At 68.9% G+C, this 25,662-nt stretch carries 23 protein-coding genes; 19 read left to right on the forward strand and 4 right to left on the reverse strand.

The annotated features are described in order from the left end of the window. The 8 genes from E0H45_RS26800 (at position 1) to E0H45_RS26835 (ending at position 11,479) form a co-directional block, all read left to right on the forward strand. Positions 1-2,148, forward strand: coding sequence for a bi-domain-containing oxidoreductase (locus E0H45_RS26800; protein ID WP_131342352.1), 2,148 nt, complete (start codon positions 1-3; stop codon positions 2,146-2,148). Further along, complete coding sequence (locus tag E0H45_RS26805; protein WP_202872523.1) at positions 2,145-4,082, forward strand: heparinase II/III family protein; 1,938 nt, start codon at positions 2,145-2,147, stop codon at positions 4,080-4,082. Before E0H45_RS26800 ends, E0H45_RS26805 begins: the two co-directional genes overlap by 4 nt. Before the next feature lie 67 nt (positions 4,083-4,149). Beyond that, the gene (locus tag E0H45_RS26810) at positions 4,150-5,400 is read left to right on the forward strand and encodes a Wzz/FepE/Etk N-terminal domain-containing protein (RefSeq protein ID WP_165546606.1); all 1,251 of its coding nucleotides are present in this window, start codon (positions 4,150-4,152) and stop codon (positions 5,398-5,400) included. Beyond that, positions 5,397-7,076: a Wzz/FepE/Etk N-terminal domain-containing protein gene (locus E0H45_RS26815; RefSeq protein ID WP_131342356.1), complete on the forward strand. Its 1,680-nt coding sequence runs from the start codon at positions 5,397-5,399 to the stop codon at positions 7,074-7,076. Before E0H45_RS26810 ends, E0H45_RS26815 begins: the two co-directional genes overlap by 4 nt. Next, complete coding sequence (locus E0H45_RS26820) at positions 7,073-8,296, forward strand: O-antigen ligase family protein (protein ID WP_131342358.1); 1,224 nt, start codon at positions 7,073-7,075, stop codon at positions 8,294-8,296. The genes E0H45_RS26815 and E0H45_RS26820 overlap by 4 nt, the downstream gene beginning before the upstream one ends. Beyond that, entirely contained in the window at positions 8,293-9,501 is a 1,209-nt protein-coding gene (locus E0H45_RS26825) for a glycosyltransferase (protein ID WP_131342360.1), read from the forward strand. Before E0H45_RS26820 ends, E0H45_RS26825 begins: the two co-directional genes overlap by 4 nt. After that, a complete protein-coding gene (locus tag E0H45_RS26830; protein WP_131342362.1) occupies positions 9,498-11,117 on the forward strand; it encodes a right-handed parallel beta-helix repeat-containing protein in 1,620 nt (539 codons plus the stop codon). The genes E0H45_RS26825 and E0H45_RS26830 overlap by 4 nt, the downstream gene beginning before the upstream one ends. 5 nt (positions 11,118-11,122) lie before the next feature. Next, positions 11,123-11,479 (forward strand): hypothetical protein, encoded by a 357-nt coding sequence (locus E0H45_RS26835; protein ID WP_131342364.1) that lies wholly within the window; start codon positions 11,123-11,125, stop codon positions 11,477-11,479. A gap of 45 nt (positions 11,480-11,524) precedes the next feature. Here E0H45_RS26835 and E0H45_RS26840 read toward each other — a convergent pair whose 3' ends face one another. The 4 genes from E0H45_RS26840 to E0H45_RS26855 all read right to left on the reverse strand — a co-directional run bounded on the left by E0H45_RS26840 (position 11,525) and on the right by E0H45_RS26855 (position 15,032). After that, positions 11,525-12,094, reverse strand: coding sequence for an RNA polymerase sigma factor (locus tag E0H45_RS26840; RefSeq protein WP_165546607.1), 570 nt, complete (start codon positions 12,092-12,094; stop codon positions 11,525-11,527). 30 nt (positions 12,095-12,124) lie between these two features. Continuing rightward, complete coding sequence (locus E0H45_RS26845) at positions 12,125-13,663, reverse strand: sugar transferase (protein WP_238155304.1); 1,539 nt, start codon at positions 13,661-13,663, stop codon at positions 12,125-12,127. 278 nt (positions 13,664-13,941) lie between these two features. Further along, positions 13,942-14,217, reverse strand: a complete 276-nt coding sequence (gene pspAA / locus E0H45_RS26850; protein ID WP_131342367.1) for a PspA-associated protein PspAA — start codon at positions 14,215-14,217, stop codon at positions 13,942-13,944. Then, positions 14,214-15,032, reverse strand: coding sequence for a PspA/IM30 family protein (locus E0H45_RS26855; RefSeq protein WP_131342369.1), 819 nt, complete (start codon positions 15,030-15,032; stop codon positions 14,214-14,216). The genes pspAA and E0H45_RS26855 overlap by 4 nt, the downstream gene beginning before the upstream one ends. A gap of 166 nt (positions 15,033-15,198) precedes the next feature. On the opposite strand from E0H45_RS26855, the gene E0H45_RS26860 reads away from it, so the two are divergent. From E0H45_RS26860 to E0H45_RS26910, 11 genes are all read left to right on the forward strand, one after another. Continuing rightward, positions 15,199-15,786, forward strand: coding sequence for a DUF3043 domain-containing protein (locus E0H45_RS26860; protein WP_131342371.1), 588 nt, complete (start codon positions 15,199-15,201; stop codon positions 15,784-15,786). 35 nt (positions 15,787-15,821) lie between these two features. After that, positions 15,822-16,832 carry an aldo/keto reductase family protein gene (locus E0H45_RS26865; protein WP_131342373.1) on the forward strand — a complete coding sequence of 337 codons (1,011 nt, stop codon included), beginning with the start codon at positions 15,822-15,824 and terminating at the stop codon, positions 16,830-16,832. Beyond that, entirely contained in the window at positions 16,829-17,038 is a 210-nt protein-coding gene (locus E0H45_RS26870; protein WP_131342375.1) for a hypothetical protein, read from the forward strand. Before E0H45_RS26865 ends, E0H45_RS26870 begins: the two co-directional genes overlap by 4 nt. A 224-nt stretch (positions 17,039-17,262) precedes the next feature. Further along, positions 17,263-17,979, forward strand: a complete 717-nt coding sequence (locus tag E0H45_RS26875; RefSeq protein WP_131342377.1) for an SCO2322 family protein — start codon at positions 17,263-17,265, stop codon at positions 17,977-17,979. Further along, the gene (locus tag E0H45_RS26880; RefSeq protein WP_131342379.1) at positions 17,980-19,077 is read left to right on the forward strand and encodes an energy-coupling factor transporter transmembrane component T; all 1,098 of its coding nucleotides are present in this window, start codon (positions 17,980-17,982) and stop codon (positions 19,075-19,077) included. Next, complete coding sequence (locus E0H45_RS26885; RefSeq protein WP_131342381.1) at positions 19,074-20,684, forward strand: ABC transporter ATP-binding protein; 1,611 nt, start codon at positions 19,074-19,076, stop codon at positions 20,682-20,684. The genes E0H45_RS26880 and E0H45_RS26885 overlap by 4 nt, the downstream gene beginning before the upstream one ends. A gap of 92 nt (positions 20,685-20,776) precedes the next feature. Further along, positions 20,777-21,544: an ECF transporter S component gene (locus E0H45_RS26890; protein ID WP_238155306.1), complete on the forward strand. Its 768-nt coding sequence runs from the start codon at positions 20,777-20,779 to the stop codon at positions 21,542-21,544. Further along, positions 21,537-22,064 carry a bifunctional adenosylcobinamide kinase/adenosylcobinamide-phosphate guanylyltransferase gene (locus E0H45_RS26895; RefSeq protein WP_131342385.1) on the forward strand — a complete coding sequence of 176 codons (528 nt, stop codon included), beginning with the start codon at positions 21,537-21,539 and terminating at the stop codon, positions 22,062-22,064. The genes E0H45_RS26890 and E0H45_RS26895 overlap by 8 nt, the downstream gene beginning before the upstream one ends. Further along, on the forward strand, positions 22,061-22,903 hold the full coding sequence (gene cobS, locus E0H45_RS26900) for an adenosylcobinamide-GDP ribazoletransferase (protein ID WP_131342387.1): 843 nt from the start codon (positions 22,061-22,063) through the stop codon (positions 22,901-22,903). The genes E0H45_RS26895 and cobS overlap by 4 nt, the downstream gene beginning before the upstream one ends. Before the next feature lie 364 nt (positions 22,904-23,267). Next, a complete protein-coding gene (locus E0H45_RS26905) occupies positions 23,268-24,443 on the forward strand; it encodes an ROK family transcriptional regulator (RefSeq protein ID WP_131342389.1) in 1,176 nt (391 codons plus the stop codon). 80 nt (positions 24,444-24,523) lie between these two features. Then, a complete protein-coding gene (locus E0H45_RS26910) occupies positions 24,524-25,603 on the forward strand; it encodes a substrate-binding domain-containing protein (protein ID WP_131342391.1) in 1,080 nt (359 codons plus the stop codon). Positions 25,604-25,662 lie beyond the last annotated feature (59 nt).

The following is a 25,662-nucleotide window of genomic DNA, read 5'->3' on the forward strand; positions in this document are numbered from 1 at the left end:
ATGAAGCAGGTTGCGCAGAACTACAAGTCCGGTGAACTGGCGGTTCTCGACGTACCGCCGCCGGCCTGTGCGCCGGGTGGCGTACTGGTTCGTTCGCTGTATTCGCTGATCTCCACCGGCACCGAGCTGATGAAGGTCGGCGAGGCGAAGCTGTCCCTCGTCGGCAAGGCGAAGGCCCGGCCGGACCAGGTGCGGAAGGTGCTGGACTCCGTTGCCCAGCAGGGCGCGCTCAACACCTACAAGAAGGTGATGAACAAGCTCGACTCGTACACACCGCTCGGGTACTCGCTGTGTGGTGTGGTGGTCGAGGTCGGTGCCGGCGCCGAGGAGTTCAGTGTCGGGCAGCTGGTCGCCGCGGCGGGGAACGAGTTCGCGCTGCATGCGGAGTACAACTGGGTGCCGTTGAACCTGTGCGTGCCGGTGCCGGACGGCGTTCCGCCGGAGCAGGCCGCGTTCTCCACGGTCGGTGCGATCGCGATGCAGGGGGTGCGGCAGGCCGAGGTTCAGCTCGGTGACACGGCTGTGGTGATCGGGCTCGGGCTTGTCGGGCAGTTGGTCGTGCGGCTGCTGGTTGCCGCTGGGGTCCGCGTGTTCGGCATCGACACGGTCGAGGACCGGTGCCGGATGGCGGAGAAGGCCGGCGCACTGCACTGCTCGTCCGCGGACGAGGCAGGGGTTGCGACGCTCGAGCGAGCATTGCTGGAGGCGTCGAACGGTCTGGGCGCCGACCGCATCCTGCTGACCGCCGGCGGTCACTCGAACGGTCCGGTCGAGACGGCCGCGCGCCTCGCCCGCGACCGCGCCCGCGTCGTCGACATCGGCAAGACGAGGCTGGACCTGCCCTGGAACGCGTACTACGAGAAGGAGCTGGACGTCCGGTTCTCGCGTTCCTACGGCCCCGGCCGGTACGACGACCGCTACGAGCTCCAAGGCATCGACTACCCGGCCGGCTACGTCCGCTGGACCGAACGCCGCAACCTCGAATGCTTCGTCGATCTGATCGCCCGCGAACAGATCGACATCGGGTCCCTGATCGCGAGCACCTTCCCGATCGCGGACGCCACGGAGGTCTACCAGAAGCTCAGCAGCGGCGGGTACCCAGGTGTGGGCTTCCTGTTCGAGTACCCCGACGTACCTCAGGCAGCCGCACCGCCGACGACCACCGCTGCACGTGCTGCCGTGCCCACGAGTGGTGGTGTGCGGATGGGGTTCATCGGGGCCGGGAACTACGCGTCGAGCATGTTGCTGCCGCATCTGCAGAAGGACGAACGGGCTGTGCTCGCGCGGGTGGCGACCAACAAGTCGTTGTCGGCGGCCAACGCCCAGCGGCGGTTCGGGTTCGAGGCGGTTTCCACCACCGCGGACGAGGTGCTGGCGGACGCGAGTCTGGATGCGGTGTTCGTGGTGACCCGGCACAGCTCGCACGCGGAGCTGGCCTGCCGGGCGCTGGAGAGCGGGAAGGCGGTCTTCGTCGAGAAGCCGCTGGCGCTGACCGACGAGGAGCTGGACCGGATCGTCGCCACGGTGGATGCCACCGGCAACGATCGGCTGATGGTCGGGTTCAACCGCCGGTTCGCGCCGTTGCTGACCGACCTGAAGGACCGCTTCGGCCTCCCGGGCGGCAGCTTCTCGCTGCGCTACCTGGTGAACGCCGGCAAGCTCGACTCCACCAGCTGGTACCTCGACGCCGGCAAGGAAGGTACCCGGTTCGCCGGTGAGGGCGGCCACTTCATCGACACGCTGACCTGGTGGCTGAACAGTCTCCCGACCGAGGTGTACGCCGTACCCGGGCCTGACACCGGCGACGTCGTCGTCACGCTCCGGTTCGGAGGAGGGTCCGTCGGCACGATCAGCTACGTCGGCGGCGGCAACTCGCGCTTCCCGAAGGAGACGATCGACATCACCGGCGCCGGCCGGAACGCCCGGTTCGACAACTTCCAGAGCGCCTCGCTGTGGACCGGACGCAAACCGTCCACCCGCAAGTCCCGCAGTACCGACAAGGGCCAGCGCACCGAACTCGAACGCTTCGTCGCCGCCGTCAAGTCCGGCGGTCCGATGCCGATCGCGTTCGACGCACTGGTCGCCACCACCCGCGCGACGATCGCCGTCGACCGCAGCCTCGCAAGTGGCAAACCGGAGAAAGTGTGAGCCGCCAGCCTCTGGGCTGGTACGTCCGCCGCCTCCGCCGGATGTCCCCCACCGAACTCATCTGGCGTACCCGCGATGCCGGACGCCGTACTGCCTGGGCCTACCAGCAAGTCAGGCCCGGGCAGAACGCGGCGATCCACCCTCCGCTCCGCAAGGACCTGACCTTCGGTACGACGCTCCCGCCGAGAACCGCCGGCGCCGTACCGGAGGAAGCCCGGAAGGCGGTGATCGAGACAGCCGACGCCATCCTGGCCGGGAACCTCGAGGTCCTCGGCGTCGACCGCACCGACCTCCGCGCACCGGACTGGTTCCGCGACCCGGCCACCGGCCGTCGGTCCGACCCGACGCAGTACGTCTTCAAGCTGAACCACCGCAACGAGCAGGCGGTCGGCAACATCAAGCAGGTGTGGGAGCTGTCCCGCCACCACCACCTCACACAGCTGGCAGCGGCGTGGTACCTGACCCATGACGACCAGTACGCCGAACGCGTCGCCGATCATCTCAACGACTGGTGGCGTTCGAACCCGTTCCTGTCCGGCGTGCACTGGGCGAGCGGCATCGAGATCGGGCTGCGCCTGATCAGCTGGACCTGGATCCGCCGGTTGCTGAACGACTGGCCCGAGATCACCGACCTGTTCGAGCACAACGAACTGGCGCTCCAGCAGATCTACTGGCACCAGCGCTATCTCGCCGCGTTCCGCAGCCACGGCTCCTCGGCCAACAACCACGTGATCGCAGAAGCGGCCGGCCAGCTCGTCGGCGCCTGCGCGTTCCCCTGGTTCACCAAGAGCGCCCGCTGGCGTGCTGATGCCGCAGCTCTGCTGGAGAAGGAACTCGACGCCAACACGTTCCCGTCCGGCGTCAACCGCGAGCTGGCGACCGACTACCACCGCTTCGTCTCGGAGCTCGGCCTGTACGCCGCTCTGGAGGCCGACGTCGCCGGCCATCCGCTCAGCCCGCAGACGTGGGCCCTGCTGACGCGCACCGTCGATGTGGCAGCAGCGATCGTCGACACGAACCTGCGGCCACCACGCCAAGGTGACGACGACGAAGGCATGGTGCTCGTCCTCGACCCACCAGACATCAGCAACTGGTCGGCGTACCTGTCCCTCGGTGCCGCCGTGGTCGGCGCAGCGCCCTGGTGGCCGGACAGCCCTCCAACAGCGACGTCGGTCATCGTCGGCTCTCTGGTCAATGCCCAGCAACCGGACCGGCCGGCCAATCGACCGGACCACTTCCGGGACGCCGGTCTGACCATTCTGAGGAACCGGGACACTGGCCCGGAGATCTGGTGTCGTGCGGACGCCGGTCCGCACGGTTTCCTCTCTATCGCGGCCCACGCCCACTCGGACGCGCTCTCGCTCGAGGTGCGCGTCGACGGCGTCGACATCCTCGCCGATCCGGGTACGTACTGCTACCACGGCGAGGAGGAGTGGCGGGACTACTTCCGCTCCACCATCGCCCACAACACCGTCGAGGTGGCCGGCACCGAGCAGTCCACCTGGGGCGGCCCGTTCCTCTGGCTGCGCGGCGCGACAGGCACGGTACGTCGGCACGACGAGAACAGCTGGGATGCCGAACACGACGGCTACGCTCCCGTGACGCACCGGCGTACCGCCGTACTGGACCACGGCGTGCTGCACGTAGAGGACCACCTAGACGCCGCAGCCGACGTACGGATCGCCTGGCATCTGGGACCTGAGGTGTCCGTGGAACTGGACGGCTCGACGGGACGCCTGGAGTGGTCCACCGGATCGGCTGCCGTCGAACTGCCAGCCGGACTGTCCTGGACGCTGCACCGGGGGGAAACCGACCCGATCCTCGGCTGGTACTCCGGTCGTTTCGGCCACAAGGTCCCGTCGACGACCCTGCTCGGCAGCGGTCGATCGGACCCGACCTACCCGATCGTGACCAGATTCCGGCTGTCTACCTGAAGGCTGTATCACGGCGAGCGCTCGCCGCTCCTTTGTACGGAGAGCGCCTGCGGTTGAGGAGGGACGCGTGAGCACGCAAGAACTCGACGTCAAGAAGGCGTTTCGGGCGATCCTGCGGCATCGCCGGATAGTCGGCGCCGTTGCGGCCGTCGGCCTGCTCGGCGGGATCGGCGCGGGTCTGCTGATCCCCCCGCTGTACTCGGCCTCGTCACTGGTGCTGCTGCCGCCGCCGCCGAAAGTGGAGGGCCAGGCGGCCCCGAGCGAGCAGAACATCGACACCCAGGTCTTCATCGCGAACAGCGAACCGGTCCTCAAGAGCGCCGGCCAGAACGTCAGTCCGGTCCTCAGCGTCGAAGATGTCAAGAAGCGCATCAAGGTCCAGTCGGCGACCGAGGACGTCATCCAGATCAGAGGCCAGGGCGTCAGCCAGCACCAGGCGACCAGCCTGGCGAACGCGGTCGCCGACGTCTACCTGGTGTTCGTCACGACGGAGCAGAAGCTGCCCGGTGACCTGGGCAAGAAGACCGGGGCACGGGTCCTGGAGCGAGCGACGACGGCCAGCGGCGGAGGGCTGGCCCCGCACCTCGCTATCTACGGTCTTCTCGGTCTCGTCGGTGGCGCACTGCTCGGCGCGGTGGCCGCACTCGTCATCGCCCGCAGCGACCGGCGGCTCCGGCTGCGGGACGAGATCGCCGACGCGATCGGCATCCCGGTGCTGGCCTCGGTGTCGTCGTACCGGGCGAAAGGCGTCTCCGACTGGAGCAACCTGCTCGACCGCTACACGCCGCCGGCGGTCGATGCCTGGAGTCTTCGCAAGACGCTGCACCACCTCGGCCTGGACCCGAAGGAGAACGCTTCGACCTCGCTGACGGTCCTCTCGTTCACCGAGGACGAGGCCGCGCTGCCCTTCGGGCCGCAACTGGCCGCGTACGCCACCTCGATCGGGATCGCAACCTCGCTGGTCGTCGGCAACCACCACGAGGCGACCGGTGTCGTGCCGGGGACCATCGTGGGATCCGGCAACCGGGTCCAGCTGGACATCCTGGTCGTCGTCGTGGACCGCGAAGAGCCGCAACTGAACGACGTCCTCGGCACCACCACGACCGTGGTCGCGGTGGCGGCGGGTGCCGTGACGGCCGAGGAACTCGCCCGGCTCGCGGTCGCCGCGGACGACACCGACCGCACCATCGACGGCATCGTCGTCATGGATCCCGATCCGTCCGATCGCACCATCGGGCGGGTGCCGCGCTCCCTGCGGCGGTCTGGCTCCGCGCTGCCGACCCTGCTCACCGGCGCGGCGAAAAGGAGAGCCCGATGAGCGAGCACTGGCGGGCCGAACAGTCAGGCCCCGAGGTCGTCTGGTCCGACGACGAGCCGTACGGCATCGACGAGCGGACCGACAGCTATCCACCGGACGGGCTCGTCACCCTCCGCTTCCTGAAGGACGCCGTCCGTCGGCACGCGTGGCTGTGGATCACCATCGCGGTCCTCGGGCTGGCCGGAGGCACGGCGATCCCCTTCGTCATGCCACCGGCGGCCGAGTCGTCGGCCAAGCTGCTGCTGACCCACCGCGAGGGCGACAACCTCGACACGGCGATGTCAACCGACGCCAGCCTGGTGACCACGCGGGCCGTCGCGCAGCTGGCCATCCAGAAGCTCAACCTCACCGACACGCCCGACGAGCTCCTCAAGCGGTACTCCGCGACGGCGTTGACCGACCGCATCCTCCAGATCGACACCAAGGCGAAGACGAGCGCCGAGGCGACTGCGCTGGCCGACACCATCGCCACCGTCTATCTCGTGTTCCGGAACCAGCAGATCGTCGAGCAGGCCGCGCCTCTGCGAGCTGATCTCGCGGCGGCTGCAGCCGCGGTCAAGCGTGCCGAGGCAGCCGTCCGTGCAGCGGGCGGCGACCCCAGCGACACTTCTGCGCCCACCACCACGCTGACGGCCAGGCTGGGCCAGGCGCGGGACACTCAGCGCTACATAGAGCAGCAACTCCTCGACCAGCAGGTGTCGGGCGCGCGGATGACCAGCAGCCGCGTCCTCGACCAAGCCACGCCGGTCCTGGTGTCGCGGCGTCACACGCAAATCGTCGCCACCGGTTCCGGACTCGTCGTGGGTCTGTTCCTCGGGATCGGGTTCGTCGTAGTCCGGGCGATGATCTCGGACCGCCTCTGGCGGCGGCAGGACGTGGCCCACGCACTCGGCATGCCGATCCGGTTGAGCATCGGGCGCCCGCGGCTCCGCCGGCGGCGGACCCTCCGCCGGCTCCGCGCACCGGAACCCGACCTCGGACCAGTCGTGCGGCACCTGGGATGGAACGTCACCGCCGAGGACGGGCTCACACCGGCCCTCGCCGTCGTGAGCATCGACACGACGAAGGACTGTGCGCGGATCGTCGCCTTGCTCGCACAGTCCTTCGCCGAGCACGGACAACGGGTGCTGGTGGCCGACCTGACCGACACCGGTGACCTCGCGGCCATGTTCGGCATCAGGAAGCCGGGCACGTTCGATACCGAGGGGACGGCCACCGACCTGCCGATCAACGTCCATCGCCCGGCGTCGGGCACCGGCGCGCTCGAAGGTCTTCGCCTGCACGAGGACGAGGACGGGGACACCGACGACGAGAAGGCTCTGCGCGCGGTCTGGGCCGCCGCTGATGTCGTACTGGTCCACGCGACTCTCTCCCCCGCGCTCGGCGCCGAGTACCTCGGGGCCTGGGCCCCCCGCGCGGCACTCGTGGCGACTGCGGGCCGGTCGAACGCGACGACCCTGCACGCCACCGGCGAGATGATCCGGCTCGCCGGACTCCGGGTCGTAACTACCGTGCTGCTCCGCGCCGACCGCACCGACGACAGCCTCGGGCAGTGGGAAGCGGAGACCGAGCAGGCCGAGCAGACCGAGCAGGCCGAGGAGCCAGAGCGGGTCGGGACGGCCGGACAGAATGGGCAGGCTGCAGCCGGATCAGGTTTCGGGGCGGTCGCCCCATGACTGCTCCGCCGCTCCTCGGCACCTCACCGGCAATCCGGTCGGTGCCAGGGCCGCGGACCGTCAAGCGCCGGATCTACCTCTGCTGGGGGCTCCTGGTTCTCAACGTCATCCCGTTCTATCCCGGCGACCAGCACCTGCTGCTGCCCATCCCGGGAGTCCTCGGCAAGCTGATCACGCAGGGATCGCTGGCCGTCGCGTTGGTCCTTGCGATGAGCATCAATCGCCGAGGATCGATCCGCCGGAGCACCTACATCCTGCTGGTGACCGTGATGGCCGGGGTGGCCTTGATGGACAGCCTGCGGAGCGAGTTCATCTTCGGCAGCCTGTACCGGGTCTGCCGCCTGATCGCGTTCCTGCTGACCTTGTTGCTGCTGACTCCCTGGTGGGGCCGGCGCGACCTGCTCCTCGTCAAGGTCCATCTGACCGTCATCGGGATCATTCTGGGCTCGGTTCTCGTCGGGTACCTCGTCGCACCGGGCGTCGCCATGGGGTCGGAGGGCCGGCTGGGCGGCTCGATCTGGCCGATTCCCGCGACGCAGGTCGGCCGGTACGCCGCGACCGCGATCGGCCTGACCGCGATCCTGTGGATGTCCGGCACGATCCAGCGGAAAATGGCCCTGATCACCGCCACGGTCGCCCTCCCGATCCTGTTGCTCAGCCACACCCGGACGGCGCTGGTGTCGATGATGGCCGGCCTCCTGATCGCCGGACTCAGTCTCTTCCGCACCCGGGCCCGCGTCCGGAGGGCGTTCGCCACGGGAACGGTCATCGTCTCGATCGGCGCACTCAGCCTGTCCTCGGTGCTGACAACCTGGTTCGCCCGCGGCCAGGACACCCAGCGACTGTCGAACCTGACCGGCCGCACCGTGGTCTGGGACCAGGTACTGGCCCAGCCGCGGGGCTGGTTCGAGCTGTTGTTCGGCATTGGACTGACCAACAAGTCGTTCAACGGCCTGGCGATCGACAGCAACTGGATCTCCACGTACTACGAGCTGGGGCTGGTCGGGGTGGCCCTCAACATCGCGATGCTCCTGTTCCTGCTGGTCGCCGCGTCGTTCCGCCCGCACGGCGTGCACCGAGCGCTCGCGCTCTACCTGGTCGGCTACGCCATCGTCTCCAGCTTCACCGAGACGGGTCTCGGCGACGCGTCGCTCGCGTTGCTCGAACTCACCCTCGCCGCATCTCTGCTCCTGCCGACCCTCCACAGAGGCCCGCGATGAGAATCCTCGTTCTGCACAACCGCTATCGCTCGGCGGCTCCCAGCGGGGAGAACCGGGTCGTCGACCAGGAGAGCCAGGCGCTCCGGTCCCTCGGTCACGAGGTGGAACACTTCGAACGGCGCAGCGACGACATCGAGAGCTGGTCGCCGCTGCAGAAGGCCGCGCTGCCGGCGACCGTGGTCTGGAGCCGCAGTTCGCACCGGGACCTGAGCGAGGTACTGCGACGGTTCGAGCCTGACGTGGTGCACGTCCACAACACTTTTCCCTTGCTCAGTTCCTCCGTGCTGTACGCCTGCCGTGATGCCGGCGTACCGGTGGTCGCGACCCTGCACAACTACCGGCTGGTCTGTGCGACCGGCGACTTCTTCCGGGACGGCAAGATCTGCCTGGAGTGCGCCGACGGCAGCTCCACGGCCGCCCTCCGGCACCGCTGCTACCGCGGCTCGGTGCTGGCGACCGCACCCGTTGTCGTGGCCGGGCGCGTGCACCGGAACGCGTGGCGCTCGCTGGTCTCGGCGTACGTGCTGCCCACTGCTTCCCAGATCCCGCTGCTGGCCGCGATGGACTTCGATCCGGAGCGCGTCTTCGTCAAACCGAACCTCGTGCCGTACGACGGACCTGTGTCCGGGCCCGAATCACGCGAGCACCAGGTGGCCTACGTCGGCCGTCTCGACGAGGCCAAAGGCCTGCCGTTCCTGATGCGTGCCTGGGACGACTACTGCTCGACGGCGGGCGATCAGGCGCTGCGTCTGGTGATCGCCGGCGGTGGAGCGCTGGAAGCAGAGGTCTCGCGTTGGGCCGAGCGGCGTACTTCGGTCGAGGTGACCGGAATGCTGAGCAAGCAGGAGTGTTTCGAGCTGATTGCCCGCTCGCGCGCCGTACTGCTGCCGTCTCAGGTCCAGGAGACGTTCGGGCTCGTGCTCGTGGAGGCGATGGCTGCCGGTGTCCCGTCGATCGCCGCGGCGCACGGCTCGTTCCCCGAGCTGATCACCGACGGCGTGGACGGCTCGCTCTTCCGGCCCGGTGACGCCCCCGAACTGGTGACCGCGCTCCAGGACGTCGACCGGTTCCCGGAGCGGTACGAGAAGTACGGGCTGCAGGCAAGGGCGACGTACGAGAGCCGGTTCCATCCCGCCCAGAACGTCGGGCAGCTGCTCGAGATCTACAGGTACGCAGTGGAGCACCCCGCTGTGCGACGCCAATGAACACCCGGCGCCTGCTGGCCGGCTCCGGGGCGCTGTTGCTGGCCGCGGCCCTGGTCACCGTCGGGCTCATCGCCAGGAGCCGCGCCTCAGAGACCGAGGCCTCTACCGGCGTCGCTGTCTCTGGAGCATCGGCCACCACGGAGCCGGGGCCATCGGCGGCAGCGCCCGCGCCCGCGTCTCCACCGGCCCGCATCTGCGACAACCAGTCCGTACTGGCCGGTCCTGCCAGGCCGCCCGCCGGCGCGGTCGTCGTGCTGCCGTCGCAGAACCTGATCACTCTGACCGAGGACAGGCCCGCCGGTACGACGTTCTGGCTCGTCCCGGGAGTGCACACCCTGGGCACCGGCCAGTACGACCAGGTGACGCCGAAGGCCGGCAACACCTACATCGGAGCGCCAGGAGCGATCATCGACGGGCAGCACCTGAACCTGTACGCGTTCTCCGGGCCGGCGGGCGGCGTCATCATCCGGAACCTCACCATCCAGAACTTCGGGCGCCACGGATCCAACAACGACGAGGGCGTGGTGAACCACGAGACCACGGCGAGCTGGACGCTGCTGGGGAACACGATCCGGAACAACGCCGGGAACGCGGTGATGGTCGGTACCCGCAACCTGCTGCGCCACAACTGCCTCGCGAACAACGGGCAGAGCGGCTTCGGCACCTACAACGCCACCGCCACCGTTTCGAACATCACGCTCGACAGCAACGAGATCACCGGCAACAACACCGACGACTGGGAGCGCCTCAGGCCGGGCTGCGGGTGCACGGCCGGAGGGAAGTTCTGGGAGGTCACCGGGGCGATCGTGCGGAACAACTGGGTGCACAACAACAACGGCGCGGGCCTGTGGGCCGACACGAACAACGCCGGATTCCTCTTCGAGGGCAACTACATCGACGGCAACGACTCCGAGGGCCTGATCTACGAGATCAGCTACAACGCGGTCATCCGGAGCAACACGTTCGTCGGCAACGGCCACGTCAAGGGTCCGACCAACGGCAGCTTCCCGACCGGAGCCATCTACATCTCGGAGTCGGGCAGCGACCCGCGCGTCCCCGCGGGCTCCGGCACGACCCTCGAGATCACCGACAACGTCTTCAAGGACAACTGGTCGGGCGTCGTGCTGTGGGAGAACTCCGACCGATTCTCGGGATCACCGGCGGAGGGCAGCCAGGCCGACACCCTGGTCAATCCTGAGTTGGTCACCGCCAAGACCTGCACCCAGGCCAACATCAAGAAGCGGCCCTACTTCGACGACTGCCGGTGGAAGACCCAGAACGTCCAGGTCCACCACAATCTCTTCAGCCTCGATCCGAGCCAGCTTCCGGCGACCTGCAGCTCGCAGACGGGCTGTGGCTACAACGGTCTGTTCGCGAACTACGGGACATCCCCGGCGTGGTCGCCGTACAAGGGCACCGTGACCCAGGAGGCCGTCGCACTGCAGCAGAACAACAAGTTCTCCTTGAACGTCTACTCCGGCCCGTGGAGCTTCGTCGTTCCCGCGCAGGGTTCCCGGGCGAACTGGACGACCTGGCAGGGCGCGCCGTACAGCCAGGACACGGACAGCGTGATCAAGCTGCCGACGCCGTCGAGCAGCCCGACCGGGGGGCGCTGACAGCGATGATCGGGCCTCCGGAGCGAGCCGCCTGCGAGCAGATCGCGCTGCTCCGGTCGGTCGGGTACGCCGCGTTCGGCCGGCACGAACAGGGCCTCGACGTCCTCGACCTGGTCTTCGACAGCCTCGTCGACCAGCCCGGAGCCGACGACGTACGACGGCTGCGCTTCGCCGGGCACGGGGTGACGCTGGACGTGGAGCGCACCCCACTGACCGTGGAACTGCGGGTCTTCCCGGCCGGTCCGGTCGTGGTCGAGGCCCGCGGCGGCGACAGCCCCGGGGACGCCGAGCTGGTGAGCTTCCTGCTGCGGTGGCCCGGCAGCACACAACGGCCGGTCCGGACCGCCTGGATCATGCTCTGACCAGAAGAGCATGATCCGTCAGCGGCCCGGACCGGGTCTGCTGCCTCAGGAGGCAAGCAGCAGTCTGAGCTTCTCCAGGCAACGGCCGCGGATCGGGCCGATGCTGCCGATCGGGATCCCGATCGTCGCGGAGATTTCGGCGTACGGCGCCGGCGGATCGGACATCAGCATGCCGAGCAGCTGTTGCCATCGGTCCGGCAGCTTCTCGAGCGCCCGCCGGACGTCGTCGGCGCGTTCGCCGGCGATCAGGTCGGAGTCCAGCTCCGGCTGGTCACCGGCCACTTCCTCGAACGCCGTCGCTTCGTAGGTCAGCAGCACGCGCTTGCGGAACGCCAGTACTCGCAGGCATTCCCGGCGCGTGGTGACGACCAGCCAGGCGCCGACCCGTTCGGGGTCGACGCGATTGATGTGCTCGAGCAACCGCAGCCAGACCACCTGCGAGACGTCAGCGGAGTCGCTGTCGCCCAGCCGGAAGCTGCGGGTAACGGCCCACACGAGCCGTGCATAGTGATCGACCAACTGACTCCAGGCCCCCTGGTCCCCGGCCGCGGCCCTGATCACCAGAGTCGCGGCCTCGGATCGGGCAACGGCCGATCTTTCCAGTACTACAGTCACGGATTCCCCCCTCGGGAACACAAACACCGCCTAGTACGCGCCGTTGCTCCCCAGCACTGCGCGTGCGGTCTTCCACAGAATCAAAAGGTCCAGCGCGATCGACCAGTTGTCGGCGTACCGCAGGTCGAGCCGCATGGACTCCTCCCAGGTCAGGTCGCTCCGACCGCTGACCTGCCACAGGCCGGTCAGGCCCGGCTTCACGAGCATCCGTCGCGCGTCGTCGATCGCGTACTGCGCGACCTCGGCAGGCAACGGCGGACGTGGGCCGACCAGTGACATGTCCCCCCGGAGCACGTTCACCAGCTGCGGCAGTTCGTCGATCGAGAACCGTCGCAAGTACCGCCCGACACTGGTCACCCGCGGGTCGTCGCGGAGCTTGAACAGGACCCCGTTGCCGTCGCTCAGCGCGTGCAGCTCGGCCTGGCGTGCCTCGGCGTCGACCACCATCGTGCGGAACTTCAGCATCTGGAACTGTTCACCGCCCCGTCCCACCCGGGTCTGCCGGAACAGCACCGGTCCGCGGCTGGTGAGCTTCACCAGAACCGCTGTGACCATCAGGAGCGGCGCGACCGCCAGCAACAGCAGGCAGCCGACCACCCGGTCGAAGATGCTCTTCAGTACATGCGGTCCGCCGCTCACCGACGGCCGCTCCAGGTGCAGCAGCGACAGCCCGGCGACGGGCCGGATCGAGATCCGCGGACCCGCCACCTCGACGATGCCCGGCGACACGATCAGGTCCACCCCGCGCTGTTCCAGCGCCCAGGACAGCTTGCGCAGCGAGTGACCGGTCAACTCCGGGTCGGCCGCCACTGCGACCACCTCGACGTCGTACTGGTCGACCGCCGCGAGGATGTCCATCTCGGCACGACCCAGCCGCTCCGGGCTGGTCTCGCTCACCGGCTCCTCGAACGCGTCACCGCGCGGCAGGCAACTGGCCACCACGACGTACCCGTCGGTCTTCCGCTCCTCCAGGTGCCGCCGCAGCGTGGTCACCTGATCGTTGCGTCCGACAACGAGCACCCGGCGCATACACCGGCCGACGAACCGCCGGCTGGAGATCTGCCGGTGCAGCAACCAGCGCGCGAACATCGCCGCGAGACAGGTCATCGGCACCGCCAGGACGACGAAACCACGCGCCACCTGGAACTTGGTCGCGTACGACGTCACCGCTACCACCGCGGTCAACGCGACGGCCGCCCGGATGATCGAGCGGAACTCTTCAGGGCCGGTGCCGAAGTAGCGGGTCTCATAACCCCGCTCCAGCGCAACACAGGCCAGCCACGCGATCGGCAACGCGGCACCGAGCAGAACGTAGCCGAGGTTGATCTGGGCACCGAACCGGACGACAAGCGCCAGCGAGACACCGAACAGCGCGGCCGCAAGGTCGCCGGCGAGCGCAGCCCACCGGTACTTCGCAACCCAGCGTGCCTCGGTGAACCGTGCCGCACGCGGCACGACCGCAGGTACTTCGTCCGGTACTACCCAAACCGGCCGGCGCCGTTCCCCCGACGGCACCGCCCGAAGGTCAGCCGGTTCGGCCAGCCCCTCGGACATGACAAGATCAGTCACGCACAGTCACCCCCCACAGGTGAAAACCGAACTCCGTGACCAACCCACACCCCGTCACGGACCTCGTCCAAACGCCGCCCCCACAACGGCGTGAACCAGAGAGTACTACGTGGATGCACCGCGCAACAGCACCCGGGGAGAGTGTTTACCCCTGCGTAAACCCGACTCCGAGGTTCCGTAAATCAAAGACCCCTGGAACCCGTCGAACGGGATCCCAGGGGTCTCAAATGATTACTTAAAGTGACCAGTCGCCGGGTCGGGGCACTGATCGGGGTGCTTCAGCCGGCGATCAGGCCGTCGCCGCTGATCAGCTCACGCATCTCGGCGAGCGAGCTGTCCGACGGGGGCAGGATGGCGTCGGAGTCGTGCAGCTCGTTGTCCGGCACCTGCTCGCCGGAGCGGACGAACTCCAGCAGCGCGGCGAACGCGGTCTGGTACGCCGTCTCGTCGCCGGACGACACCGCCTTCTCCAGGTCGCCGTCCACCGCGTTGAGCGCGTCCAGCTTGTCGTCGGCCAGTCGCCACTGGCCTTCACCCATGATGCGAACGATCACCGAACATCTCCGTCCTGAGGTCGCGCCGGCTCGGCTGCCGGCTGCTGCACTGGCTGGGCGGACTGCGGCTGGGCCTGGGCGGCCCCCTCACCGGAGAGCTCCTTCGGCGCACCGCCGCCGGACAGCTGGGCCTTCATGGCGGCCAGCTCGTTCTCCACGTCGGAGCCGGACGACATCCGGTCCAGCTCCAGGGTGATGTTGTCCTTGACCGTGCCGCTCGCGTCGTCGAGCGCGCCGGAGGCGAGCAGCTCGTCGATCGCGCCGGCCCGGGCCTGCATCTGCTGCGTCTTGTCCTCGGCCCGCTGGACCGCGAGACCGACGTCGCTCATCTCCTCGGAGATGCCGGAGAAGGCCTCGTTGATCCGGGTCTGCGCCTCGGCCGCGGTGTAGGTGGCCTTGATGGTCTCCTTGCGGGTCCGGAACGACTCGACCTTGGCCTGCAGCCGCTGGGAGGCCAGCGTCAGCTTCTCCTCCTCACCCTGCAACTGGGCGTGCTGGGTGGTCAGGTCGTCGATCTGGCCCTGCAGACCGGACTTGCGGGTCAGGGCCTCGCGGGCCAGGTCCTCGCGGCCCATCGAGAGCGCCTTCTGCGCCTGCTCCTGCAGCTTGGCCGACTGGGACTGCAGCTGAGACGCCTGCAGCTCCACCCGCTTCCGGCTGGTGGCCACGTCGGCCACACCCCGCCGTACCTTCTGCAACAGCTCGAGCTGCTTCTGATACGAGTAGTCAAGGGTTTCGCGAGGATCCTCGGCCTTGTCCAGGGCGGAGTTCGCCTTGGCCTTGAAGATCGTCGACATCCGCTTGAAGATGCTCATCGATATCCGTACCCCTTCTGTGCCGGAGTGACGACCCGGCGTGCGTGCCTTCCACCCTATGTCCCACCGGGTCACCACACCATCAGGACAGGCCCCGATAAAGTGGTAGGAAGGTCCGGGGACCACCCCGAGTCGCGACCTGCCCTGCGAATGAGGTTCTGACCCCGTGTTCCGTCGTACCAAGTCTGAAACAGATACCACCGTACCCGCCGACCCCCAGGGCAAGCCGGGCGGCAAGGGCCGGCCGACGCCGAGCCGCAAGGAAGCCGAAGCCGCCCGCAAGGCCGCGTTCAAGAAGCCGCGCAACCGCAAGGAGGCCTCGGCGATCCGGCGGGACAAGGTCCGGACCGAGCGCGCCAAGATGCAGGCGGCCATGCAGACCGGCGACGACCGGTACCTGCCGGCCGCCGACAAGGGCCCGGTACGGCGGTTCGCCCGGGACTACGTCGACGCGCGCTACTCGGTGATGGAGTTCGCGCTGCCGGTCCTCCTGGTGGTGTCGCTGGTGGGCGTGGTGTTCTCGCCGCAGTTCCCGTGGCTGGCCGGGATGGTGAACCTGCTGTTCCTGTTCATGATCCTGCTGATCGCGGCGGACTGGTTCCTGCTCACCTCCGGGCTGAAGAAGCAGGTGGGGATCAAGTTCCCGAAGGAGTCCACCAAGGGGATCGGGTTCTACGCGGTCCGGCGGACCATGCAGATGCGCCGCTGGCGGCTGCCCAAGCCGATGGTGAAGCGCGGCGAGAAGCCGTCCTGAGCGCAGGCGAGGAGCGCAGCAAGTAGGGTCGGAACATGGACTTCCGCTATCTGGGCAACAGTGGTCTCAAGGTCAGCGAGATCTCGTACGGCAACTGGCTGACGCACGGCTCCCAGGTGGAGAACGAGCAGGCCAAGGCCTGCGTGCGGGCGGCCCTGGAGGCCGGCATCACGACGTTCGACACCGCCGACACCTACGCCAACACCAAGGCCGAGTCGGTGCTCGGCGAGGCGCTGGCCGGCGAGCGCCGTGAGTCGCTGGAGATCTTCACCAAGGTGTACTGGCCGACCGGTCCCGGTGGACCGAACGACACCGGCCTGTCCCGCAAGCACATCCACGAGTCGATCAACGCCTCGCTCAAGCGCCTCGGCACCGACTACGTCGACCTCTACCAGGCGCACCGGTACGACACCGAGACGCCGCTCGAGGAGACGATGGAGGCGTTCGCCGACGTCGTCCGGCAGGGCAAGGCGCTGTACATCGGCGTTTCGGAGTGGACCGCGGAGCAGCTGCAGGAGGGCCACCGGCTGGCCCGTGAGCTGCGCATCCCGTTCGTCTCGAACCAGCCGCAGTACAGCATGCTGTGGCGCGTGATCGAGGCCGAGGTGGTGCCGGCCTCCGAGGAGCTCGGCATCGGCCAGGTGGTGTTCTCGCCGATCGCGCAGGGCGTGCTCACCGGCAAGTACGTGCCGGGTCAGCAGCCGCCGGAGGGCTCCCGGGCGACCGACGCCAACGGGTCCAACTTCATCAAGCGGTTCCTCACCGACGACGTCCTCACCCGGGTCCAGGAGCTCAAGCCGCTCGCCGACGAGGCGGGTCTCTCGCTGTCCCAGCTCGCGATCGCGTGGGTGCTGCAGAACAGCAACGTCTCGTCGGCCATCATCGGCGCCTCCCGGCCCGAGCAGGTCACCGAGAACGTGAAGGCGGCCGGTGTGACGCTGGACGACGGTCTGCTGAAGCGGATCGACGAGGTGCTCGGTCACATCGTCGAGAGCGACCCGGCGAAGACCGCGCAGAACGCCCCGCAGAAGCGGCCGAACTCGTGAGCTGGAGCTGGCGGTTCGAGACCGCGACCGGTGCCCTGGTCGACCCCGGTGAGGTCGGCGGGGCGGAGTTCTCGGCGCAGGGTGACGCGGAGAGCTGGCTCGGTGAGGTCTGGCGGGACCTGGCCGACCGCGGCGTCGGTCAGGTGTTCCTGCTGGAGGACGGCCGTGAGGTCTACGGGCCGATGAGCCTCTCCTCAGCAGAGTAAGCTGCGTTCGAACCACACGCCTGCGTCACAGGGAAGCCGGTCGAAATCCGGCGCTGACCCGCAACCGTAGGCCACCCCATCAGCTGGAACAGGGTGGCAAGCCGGAACACTGTGACGCAGGCAGTCAGGCTCAACTACCCGCCGTGGTCCGCGGGTGGAGCCCCTACCCTGCCGGTGCAGGCGGGACCTCCTCCACCGGGCTGCGGCCCGACCGAGGAACCACCATGACTGCACACCGGACCGTACGACTGGTCCTCAGCCTGCTGGCGGGTCTCCTGCTGGCTGGGACCGTTGCCACCGTCTCAGCAACCGCCGCCCCGACCGAGGACGGCTACCGCTTCTGGGGCTACTACCAGTGGAGTAGCGGCCAGTGGGCCTTCTCCCAGAAGGGCGCCGACGCCTTCGTCCCGGCCGACGGAGCCGTGGAAGGCTGGCGGTTCGCCGTCGGCGGCGCCAAGCCCCGGGTACCGCGGGCCGCGGGCGACTTCGACGCGATCTGCGGCAAGACCCCGGCGGAGACCGGCAAGAAGCGGGTCGCGCTGGTCGTCGACCCGGGTACGCCGGAGGACGCGGTCACCGGTGACACGCCGGGTGAAGCCAAGGGCACCTGCGTCGTGACCGCCCCGAAGTCGACCGGCGCGCAGATCCTCGCCGCGGCCGGACCGGTCCGGATCGAGAAGGGCCTGACCTGCGGGATCGCGGGCTACCCGTCGAAGAGCTGCGGCGACCAACTGAAGAACATCAAGGTCCCGGCCACGGAGACCCCCGTCACGCTGCAGATCGGCGCAGCGGTGGGCTCGACGGCAACACCTGCTGCTTCCACGCCCGCTTCGGACAGCAGCGGTACGCCGTGGACCGGCATCATCATCGCCGTAGTCGTGGTCCTCCTGCTGGCGGGCGGCGGGTTCGTCCTCAACCGTCGGCGTACTGCGGCCAAATAGGTGCGCGCCGTCAACCACCTGACACTCCCCCGGGCACTCCACCCGGGGGCCTGGTGGTTGTGGGCGCTCTGTATGGCTGTCGCGGCCAGCAGGACACGCAACCCGGTCCTGCTGATTCTGATCCTCGCCGTGACCGGATTCGTCGTTTCAGCCCGCCGGAGCGACGCACCGTGGGCACACAGCTTCACCGCGTTCCTCAAACTCGGCCTGCTGGTCATCGGCGTCCGCGTGGTCCTGCAGGCGCTGCTGTCCACCCGCTCGCAGGGAAACACCGTGCTGTTCACGCTGCCGGAGATCCCCTTGCCTGACTGGGCTGCGGGCGTCAAGCTCGGCGGCGAAGTCACGGCAGAAGCTCTGGTGACGGCTCTGTACGACGGTGGTCAGCTGGCCGTCATGCTGTGCTGCGTGGGTGCGGCCAACGCACTGGCCAGTCCGCGGCGGTTGCTGAAGTCGTTGCCAGGAGCCCTCTACGAGATGGGGGTCGCCTGCGTGGTCGCACTGACCTTCGCGCCGCAGCTGGTGACGGACGGTCGCCGCGTGCGCGCTGCACGACGGCTGCGCGGCCGTACGCGCGCCTCCTTCCGTACGACGGCCATGCCGGTCCTCGAGGGTGCGTTGGACCGATCGGTGGAGCTGGCTGCCGCGATGGACTCACGTGGCTACGGCCGTACTGCGCAGGCTCCTCGTGCTCAGCGTCGACTCACGGCGCTGTGTGTGCTGCTGGGACTGCTGGGGATCCTGCTCGGTGTCTACGCGTTGCTGACCGACGCCATGGCGTTTCCCTTCGCGGCCGGTGCACTGGCGGCCGGTGTGCTCCTGGCAGTCGCAGCCATGGCAGTCGGACGACAGCGGGTCAGCAGGACGCGCTACCGGCCCGATCCGTGGGCGCTGCCCGAGTGGCTCGTCGTAGCGGCCGGTGCCGTGGCCGCAGGTGCCATGGTGACCGCAGCGGCCCATGGCGTAAACGGTCTGCTGCTGGCCGGCCCGTTGGTCGTCCCGCCAGTACCAGCGCTCCCGGTCGTCGGCGTACTGACGGGACTGGCGCCTGCTGTAGTGGCACCACCCCTCAAATCGCCACTGAAGAAGGCGGTCTCATGATCGAGTTCGACCAGGTGACGGTGACGTACGACGGTGCGCGGGAACCCGCCCTGCGGGACGTGAGCTTCACGGTGCCGGAGGGTGAGCTCGCGCTGGTGATCGGGCGGACCGGGTCCGGCAAGTCCACGTTGCTGCGGGCAATCAACGGTCTGGTGCCGCACTTCACCGGCGGCACGCTGGCCGGGCGGGTGCTGGTCGCGGGGCGGGACACCAGCGAGTGCCGGCCGCGCGATCTCGCCGACGTGGTCGGGATGGTCGGGCAGGACCCGATGGCGGGGTTCGTCACCGACACGGTCGAGGACGAGCTGGCGTACAGCATGGAGTCACTCGGTGTGGCGCCGGACGTGATGCGGCGGCGCGTCGAGGAGACGCTGGACCTGCTCGGACTGGCCGACGTACGGGATCGTGCTTTGACGTCGCTGTCTGGTGGACAGCGGCAGCGGACTGCCATCGGTGCAGCTCTCACGTCGCATCCCGCCGTGCTCGTGCTGGACGAGCCCACGTCTGCGCTGGACCCGCAGGCAGCCGAGGAGGTGCTGGCCGCGCTCCAGCGGCTCGTGCACGACCTGGGCGTCACTGTGGTGATGGCCGAGCACCGGTTGGAGCGAGTGATCCAGTACGCCGACCGCGTGATCGAAGTACCCGGTGGTGCCGCTGCTGTGTCGACAGGCTTGCCGGCCGAGCGCATGGTGACCGCACCGGTCGCACCGCCCGTGGTGGAGCTGGGACGGCTGGCTGGCTGGTCGCCGCTCCCCCTGTCAGTACGGGACGCCCGGCGCGCTGCTGTCGCACTGCGAAGCCAGCTGGATTCTGCTGCACCAGCGCGGCCGCTTGCTGCGATCGGTGAAGAGCTGGGGAGGTGCACCGACCTGGTCGTTAGCTACGGCGACGTGACGGCGCTGCGTGGTGTGTCGCTGAGCATCAAGGCCGGTGAGGTCGTCGCACTGATGGGCCGCAACGGCGCGGGCAAGTCGACGTTGCTGAACGCGCTGGTCGGCATCGTTCCGGTGCGATCCGGTACGGCGATGGCGGCCGGCACGGACCCACGCCGTACCAAGCCGAACCAACTGGTCAAGGCAGTCGGACTGGTCCCACAGGAGCCCGCAGACCTGCTGTACGCCGCTACTGTCGCGGACGAGTGCGCCAGCGCGGACTCCGACTTCAAGGTGCCCGCAGGTAGCTGCCGGGCGCTCCTGGGGCGGCTGGCACCAGATGTGGCTCTGGACGGGCATCCCCGCGACCTGTCCGAGGGACAACGGCTGTGTCTGGCGTTGGCCGTCGTACTGTGCGGCGCACCGCCCTTGCTGTTGCTGGACGAGCCGACGCGTGGACTGGACTACGGCGCGAAGCGGCGGCTGGTCGCGATCCTGCGCGAGCTGGCGGCCGCCGGGCACGCAGTGGTGCTGTCGACGCATGACGTGGAGATGGTCGCCGAAGTCGCCACCCGGGTGATGGTGCTCGCCGACGGCGAGCTGGTGAGTGATGGCGAGACGGCCGAGGTGATTGCCGGGTCGCCGGCGTTCGCGCCGCAGGTGGCGAAGATCCTGGCCCCGCTGCCGTTCCTGACCGTCGGCGAGGTCGCCGAGGCGTTGGACCGGGCCTCATGAACCTGGTCCGGCTCAAGCCGCGCAGCACGGCGTCGACACCCACCCCTCTGCTCCGCCTGATTCGACTCAAGCCGCGAAGTACGGTGGCCTTGGTGGGTGCGTCTTTGGTCGGCGTGCTCGCGTTCGCGTGGCCGTTGTTCCTCCGGACCTCGCAGGCGGGCGAGTCCGCGATCGGTCACACCACGGACGCGCCCTGGCTGTTCGTGTTGCTGCTGCCGTTGCTCGTGGCCGTCATACTCGCGGAGCTGTCCGAAGCCGGGATCGACGCGAAGGTGATCTCGCTCGTCGGCATGCTCGCCGCGATCGGCGCAGCCCTGCGGGCGTTGGGCCCAGGTACGGCGGGACTCGAGCCGGGGTTCTTCCTGCTCGTGCTGGCGGGACGGGCGTTCGGGGCCGGGTTCGGGTTCGTGCTCGGAGCGGTGTCGTTGCTGGGTGGGGCGCTGATCAGTGGCGGCGTCGGGCCGTGGATGCCGTTCCAGATGTTCGCGTGCGCGTGGGTCGGGTGCCTGGCCGGGCTGCTGCCGCGCGTCGGCGGGCGGTTGGAGTTACTGCTGCTGGCGGCGTACTCGCTGGTCTCGGGAGTGCTGTACGGCGTCATCATGAACCTCTGGTTCTGGCCGTACGCGACGTTCGGCAGCGACTTCTCGTTCATCCCGGGCGACGCACTCGCAGCCAACCTGCACCGGTACTTCCTGTTCGTGGTGGCGACGTCGCTCGGGTGGGACATTCCGCGCGGGATCCTGTCAGCGGTGCTGGTGCTGGTGCTCGGACGGCCGATCCTGAACGCGTTCCGGCGTACGGCGCGCAAGGCGGCCTTCGAGGCGCCGGTGGTTTTCGAGCCCGGGAGAACGAATGCCTGACCGAACCCTCATCCTCGGCGGAGCCCGCTCCGGAAAGTCCGTCGCCGCCGAACGCCTGCTGTCCGCAGAGCCTGACGTCCTGTACGTCGCAACCGGCGGAAACGACTCCGGTGACGCCGAGTGGGCGGACCGGGTCGCCAAGCACCAGGCCCGCCGGCCGGCCTCCTGGGGTCTGGCCGAAACGATCGACCTGGTACCGCTGCTCGAGTCCCCCGGTCCCCCGCTCCTGATCGACTGCCTCACCCTGTGGCTGTCCCGCACCATGGACAACGTCGACGTCTGGTCCGATCTCGACCGCGCCGGCCTCGTCGAGCAGCAGATCGCCGACCTCGCCGACGCCTGGTCCGCCACCGCCCGCCGCGTGGTTGCCGTCAGCAACGACGTTGGCTCCGGCATCGTCCCCGCAGACCCCGGGACCCGCCTCTTCCGCGACCTCATGGGCCGCCTCAACACCACCATCTCGCTGGCGTCCGACCAGGTCCTCTGGACGATCGCCGGCCGAACGATCCCCCTCACATGACCGAGCCCGACCAACCGGCAGGAGCCGCCGAGCCTGCAGGCGCCGGCGCGCGGCGGGGCTGGCGCGATGCCGCGCGGCTCTCGCTCGGCACCCTCACCGTTCTGCCCGCGGGCGTGCCGTCCCGGGTCGACCGAGAGGTGGGCGGGCGGGCAATGGTGTTGGCGCCGGCTGTGGGGATGGTGGTCGGCGGGATCGCGGCGGGTGTGGTCGCTCTGGCTCAACTGGTGAAGCCTGAGGCGGACCTGCTCGCGGCCGTGCTCGGTGTGCTGGTGGTGGCGGGGCTGTCGGGTGGGCTGCATCTCGACGGGCTGGCCGACTTCGCCGACGCGCTTGGGTCCCGGCGGGATCGCGAGACGATGCTGCGGATCATGAAGCAGAGCGACATCGGCCCGTTCGGCGTCGTCGCGATCGTCGGCGTACTGCTCCTCGACGTCGCCGCTCTCACCGCCTGCCTGCAAGCGGACTTCGGCTGGCAGGCGCTCCTGATCGCCACCGCCGCGAGCCGCCTCACCCTCCCCTGGTCCTGCCGTACGTCGATCCCCGCGGCCCGCCCCGACGGCCTGGGATCGTTCGTCGCCGCCACCGTCCGCCCGCTCACGGCAACGCTCACCACGGCCGCACTACTTGCCGCGACCATTGCCATCAGTTGGTGCACATCCGCAGGCGACGCACTCCGCTTGACCGGCACCGCAGCCGCCGTCCTCCTGGCCGTCGTAACCAGCCTGCTCACCGGCCGACGAGCCGTCCGAGCCCTCGGCGGAACCACCGGCGACGTGCTCGGTGCGACCGTCGAACTGGCCCTCGCCATCACCCTCCTAACCCTCGCCATCACCGCGTGACCCTCCGCATCAGCACGGCACCACGCCGCACCGCACCGCACCGCACACCCCAATTCCCTGGCAGACCCACTGATTTGCCTGGCAGACCCACTGATTTGCCTGGCTGACCCATCAATTCGGGGGTTCGTGAGCCACATTGAGGGTGTAGAACCCACGATTTGATGGGTCGGCCAGGCAATTTGGTGGGTCAGCCAGGCAAATCGGGCGAGGTGGCGGGGTCTCTGCGTCGGGGTGGTCTACTGTCGCCGACGAAGGATTCACGTGGTCGTTCAAGTGGGGTAGGACAGCGAGGTTTGCGGAAGATGTTCGTGGTTCACGACCGGTGGGCGGCCGGGCACGCCCCGCGATCCGTTATCTTTATGTAATGAACGCAACCCGCCCGGCGCCGGGCTCGCAGGCTTCGCTGCGCGAAGCCAACCGTGCGCGCGTTCTCGGCGTCGTCCGGCAGCACGGCCCGCTCACCCAGGTCGAGATCGCCGCCGCCTCCGGACTCTCCGCGGCCACCGTCTCGAACATGGTCAAGGAGCTCGACCAGGCCGGCATGGTCGGCCTGTCCCGCAGCATCCGCAACGGCCGCCGCGCCGTACTGGTCTCGCTCGCGTCCGGCGGCGGACTGCTGGCCGGCGTCGCGTTCGGCGAGCGCGACGTCCGGGTCGCGGTCGCGAACGGCTCCCGCGAGATCCTCGCCCAGCAACTGATGCCACTGCAGGCCGACCACGTCGCCGACGAGGGCATGGAGCGCGCCGCCCGGCTGCTCGCCGACCTGGCCGAGACGGTCAGCTCCGGCGTCGAGGACATCTCCGCGGTCGGGTTCGGACTGCCGATGCCGGTCGACTCCGTCAGCGGCGAGGCGGGGTCCGACGCGGTACTGCCCGGCTGGCGCGGCGTCAACGTGACCGAGGCGATGTCCGGGTACCTGCGCGCCCCGGTCGCGCTCGACAACACCGCGAACCTGGCCGCCCTGGGCGAACTGCGGGCCGGCGCGCTCCGCGGCGTCCGGAACGGCTGCTACCTGAAGTTCTCGTACGGCGTCGGCGCGGGCATCGTGATCAACGGCGACGTGTTCCGCGGCTCGACCGGTACGGCGGGCGAGATCGGGCACGTCACGATCGACGAGAACGGCCCGATCTGCCGCTGCGGCAACCGCGGCTGCCTGGACACGTTCGTCGGCTCCCGGGCACTGATCAGCAGCCTGGCCGCGTCGCACGGACCGCTGCGACTGAAGGACATCGTGACCCGCGCGCTCGGCGGCGATCTCGGCTGCCGCCGGGTGATCGAGGACGCCGGCCGGCGCGTCGGCGTCGCCGTGGCCGGGGTCGTGAACCTGCTGAACCCGGAGGCGATCGTCGTCGGCGGCCTGATGGCCGAGGCCGGCGAGCTGATCCACGCCCCGCTCCGCGAGGCGCTCGACCGGTGCGCGATCCCGAGCGCCGCGGCGACCGTCGAACTGCGCCCCGCCGAGCTCGGCGACGAGGCCGACATCGTCGGCGCGATCCACCGTGCATCGATGCTGAGTCACACCAATATCTCCATTTCTTGAATTCAAGTCTTGACGCCAAGACGTTGGAGAGCTTGACTGCGGGCAGACCAATCGGGGCCGTCTCGTCAAGGAGCCGCCATATGTCCGTCTCAGCACTTCGTCTCGTCGGCCTCGGCCTTGCCGTGTCGGCCCTCGCCGCCTCCTTGGTGGCCTGTGGCTCCGACGACTCCGGCTCGGGCAGCGGCTCAGGCGGCGCGAAAAAGGTCGCGCTGTTGCTGCCCGAGTCGAAGACCACTCGGTACGAGGCGCTCGACCGCCCGCTGTTCACCGAGGCGCTGAAGGCGGCCTGCGGAGACTGCCAGCTGATCTACAGCAACGCCGATCAGGACGCCGCCAAGCAACAGCAGCAGGCCGAGGCCGCGCTGACCCAGGGCGCGAACGTGCTGGTCCTCGACCCGGTCGACGGGAAGGCCGCCGCCGCGGTCGCCGCCTCCGCGAAGGGCCAGAACGTCCCGGTGATCGCGTACGACCGGTTCATCGAGAACGCGAACTACTACGTGTCGTTCGAGAACGAGGCGGTCGGCAAGCTGCAGGCGCAGACCCTGGTCGACGCCCTCAAGGCGGCCGGCAAGACGTCCGGCAACATCGCGATGATCAACGGCTCGCCGACCGACCCGAACGCCGCCGACTTCAAGAAGGGCGCGCACAGCGTGCTCGACTCGAGCGGTTTCAAGATCGCCGCCGAGTTCGACACCCCGGACTGGAGCCCGGACAAGGCGCAGGGCTGGATGGAGGGCCAGCTGAGCGCGATCAAGAACGGACTGGTCGGTGTGTACGCCGCCAACGACGGCACCGCCGGTGGCGCGATCGCCGCACTGAAGGGCGGTGGCGTGAAGCCGCTGCCGCCGGTCACCGGGCAGGACTCGGAACTGGCCGCGATCCAGCGGATCATCGCCGGCGACCAGGCGATGACCATCTACAAGGCGGTCAAGCCGCAGGCCGAGGCGGCCGCCAAGGGTGCGGTGGCGCTGGCGAACGGCGGCAAGCCCGAGTCCACCACCGACAAGAACGGCGTACCGTCGACGATTCTCGACCCGGTCGCGGTGACCAAGGACAACATCAAGGACACCGTGGTCAAGGACAACATCTACAAGATCACCGACATCTGCACCGCGTCCTTCGCAGCCGCCTGCACCGCCGCAGGCCTGAGCAGCAACTGAGCCGCCCCGCTGCATGCGCCCCCCGCAGTGAGGTGCGGGGGGCGCATGCTTGGGGCACA

Source organism: Kribbella soli, from assembly GCF_004331345.1.
Classification (GTDB): Bacteria; Actinomycetota; Actinomycetes; order Propionibacteriales; family Kribbellaceae; genus Kribbella; species Kribbella soli.

What these genes read in the sequence shown, in the direction of transcription:
- E0H45_RS26865 (WP_131342373.1), top strand. Translation starts at nt 15,822, where the DNA reads ATGGACTTCCGCTATCTGGGCAACAGTGGTCTCAAGGTCAGCGAGATC.
- E0H45_RS26885 (WP_131342381.1), top strand. Translation starts at nt 19,074, where the DNA reads ATGATCGAGTTCGACCAGGTGACGGTGACGTACGACGGTGCGCGGGAA.
- E0H45_RS26825 (WP_131342360.1), top strand. Translation starts at nt 8,293, where the DNA reads ATGAGAATCCTCGTTCTGCACAACCGCTATCGCTCGGCGGCTCCCAGC.
- E0H45_RS26895 (WP_131342385.1), top strand. Translation starts at nt 21,537, where the DNA reads ATGCCTGACCGAACCCTCATCCTCGGCGGAGCCCGCTCCGGAAAGTCC.
- E0H45_RS26800 (WP_131342352.1), top strand. Translation starts at nt 1, where the DNA reads ATGAAGCAGGTTGCGCAGAACTACAAGTCCGGTGAACTGGCGGTTCTC.
- E0H45_RS26855 (WP_131342369.1), bottom strand. Translation starts at nt 15,032, where the DNA reads ATGAGCATCTTCAAGCGGATGTCGACGATCTTCAAGGCCAAGGCGAAC.
- E0H45_RS26835 (WP_131342364.1), top strand. Translation starts at nt 11,123, where the DNA reads ATGATCGGGCCTCCGGAGCGAGCCGCCTGCGAGCAGATCGCGCTGCTC.
- E0H45_RS26820 (WP_131342358.1), top strand. Translation starts at nt 7,073, where the DNA reads ATGACTGCTCCGCCGCTCCTCGGCACCTCACCGGCAATCCGGTCGGTG.
- E0H45_RS26875 (WP_131342377.1), top strand. Translation starts at nt 17,263, where the DNA reads ATGACTGCACACCGGACCGTACGACTGGTCCTCAGCCTGCTGGCGGGT.
- E0H45_RS26815 (WP_131342356.1), top strand. Translation starts at nt 5,397, where the DNA reads ATGAGCGAGCACTGGCGGGCCGAACAGTCAGGCCCCGAGGTCGTCTGG.
- E0H45_RS26905 (WP_131342389.1), top strand. Translation starts at nt 23,268, where the DNA reads ATGAACGCAACCCGCCCGGCGCCGGGCTCGCAGGCTTCGCTGCGCGAA.
- E0H45_RS26830 (WP_131342362.1), top strand. Translation starts at nt 9,498, where the DNA reads ATGAACACCCGGCGCCTGCTGGCCGGCTCCGGGGCGCTGTTGCTGGCC.
- cobS (WP_131342387.1), top strand. Translation starts at nt 22,061, where the DNA reads ATGACCGAGCCCGACCAACCGGCAGGAGCCGCCGAGCCTGCAGGCGCC.
- E0H45_RS26910 (WP_131342391.1), top strand. Translation starts at nt 24,524, where the DNA reads ATGTCCGTCTCAGCACTTCGTCTCGTCGGCCTCGGCCTTGCCGTGTCG.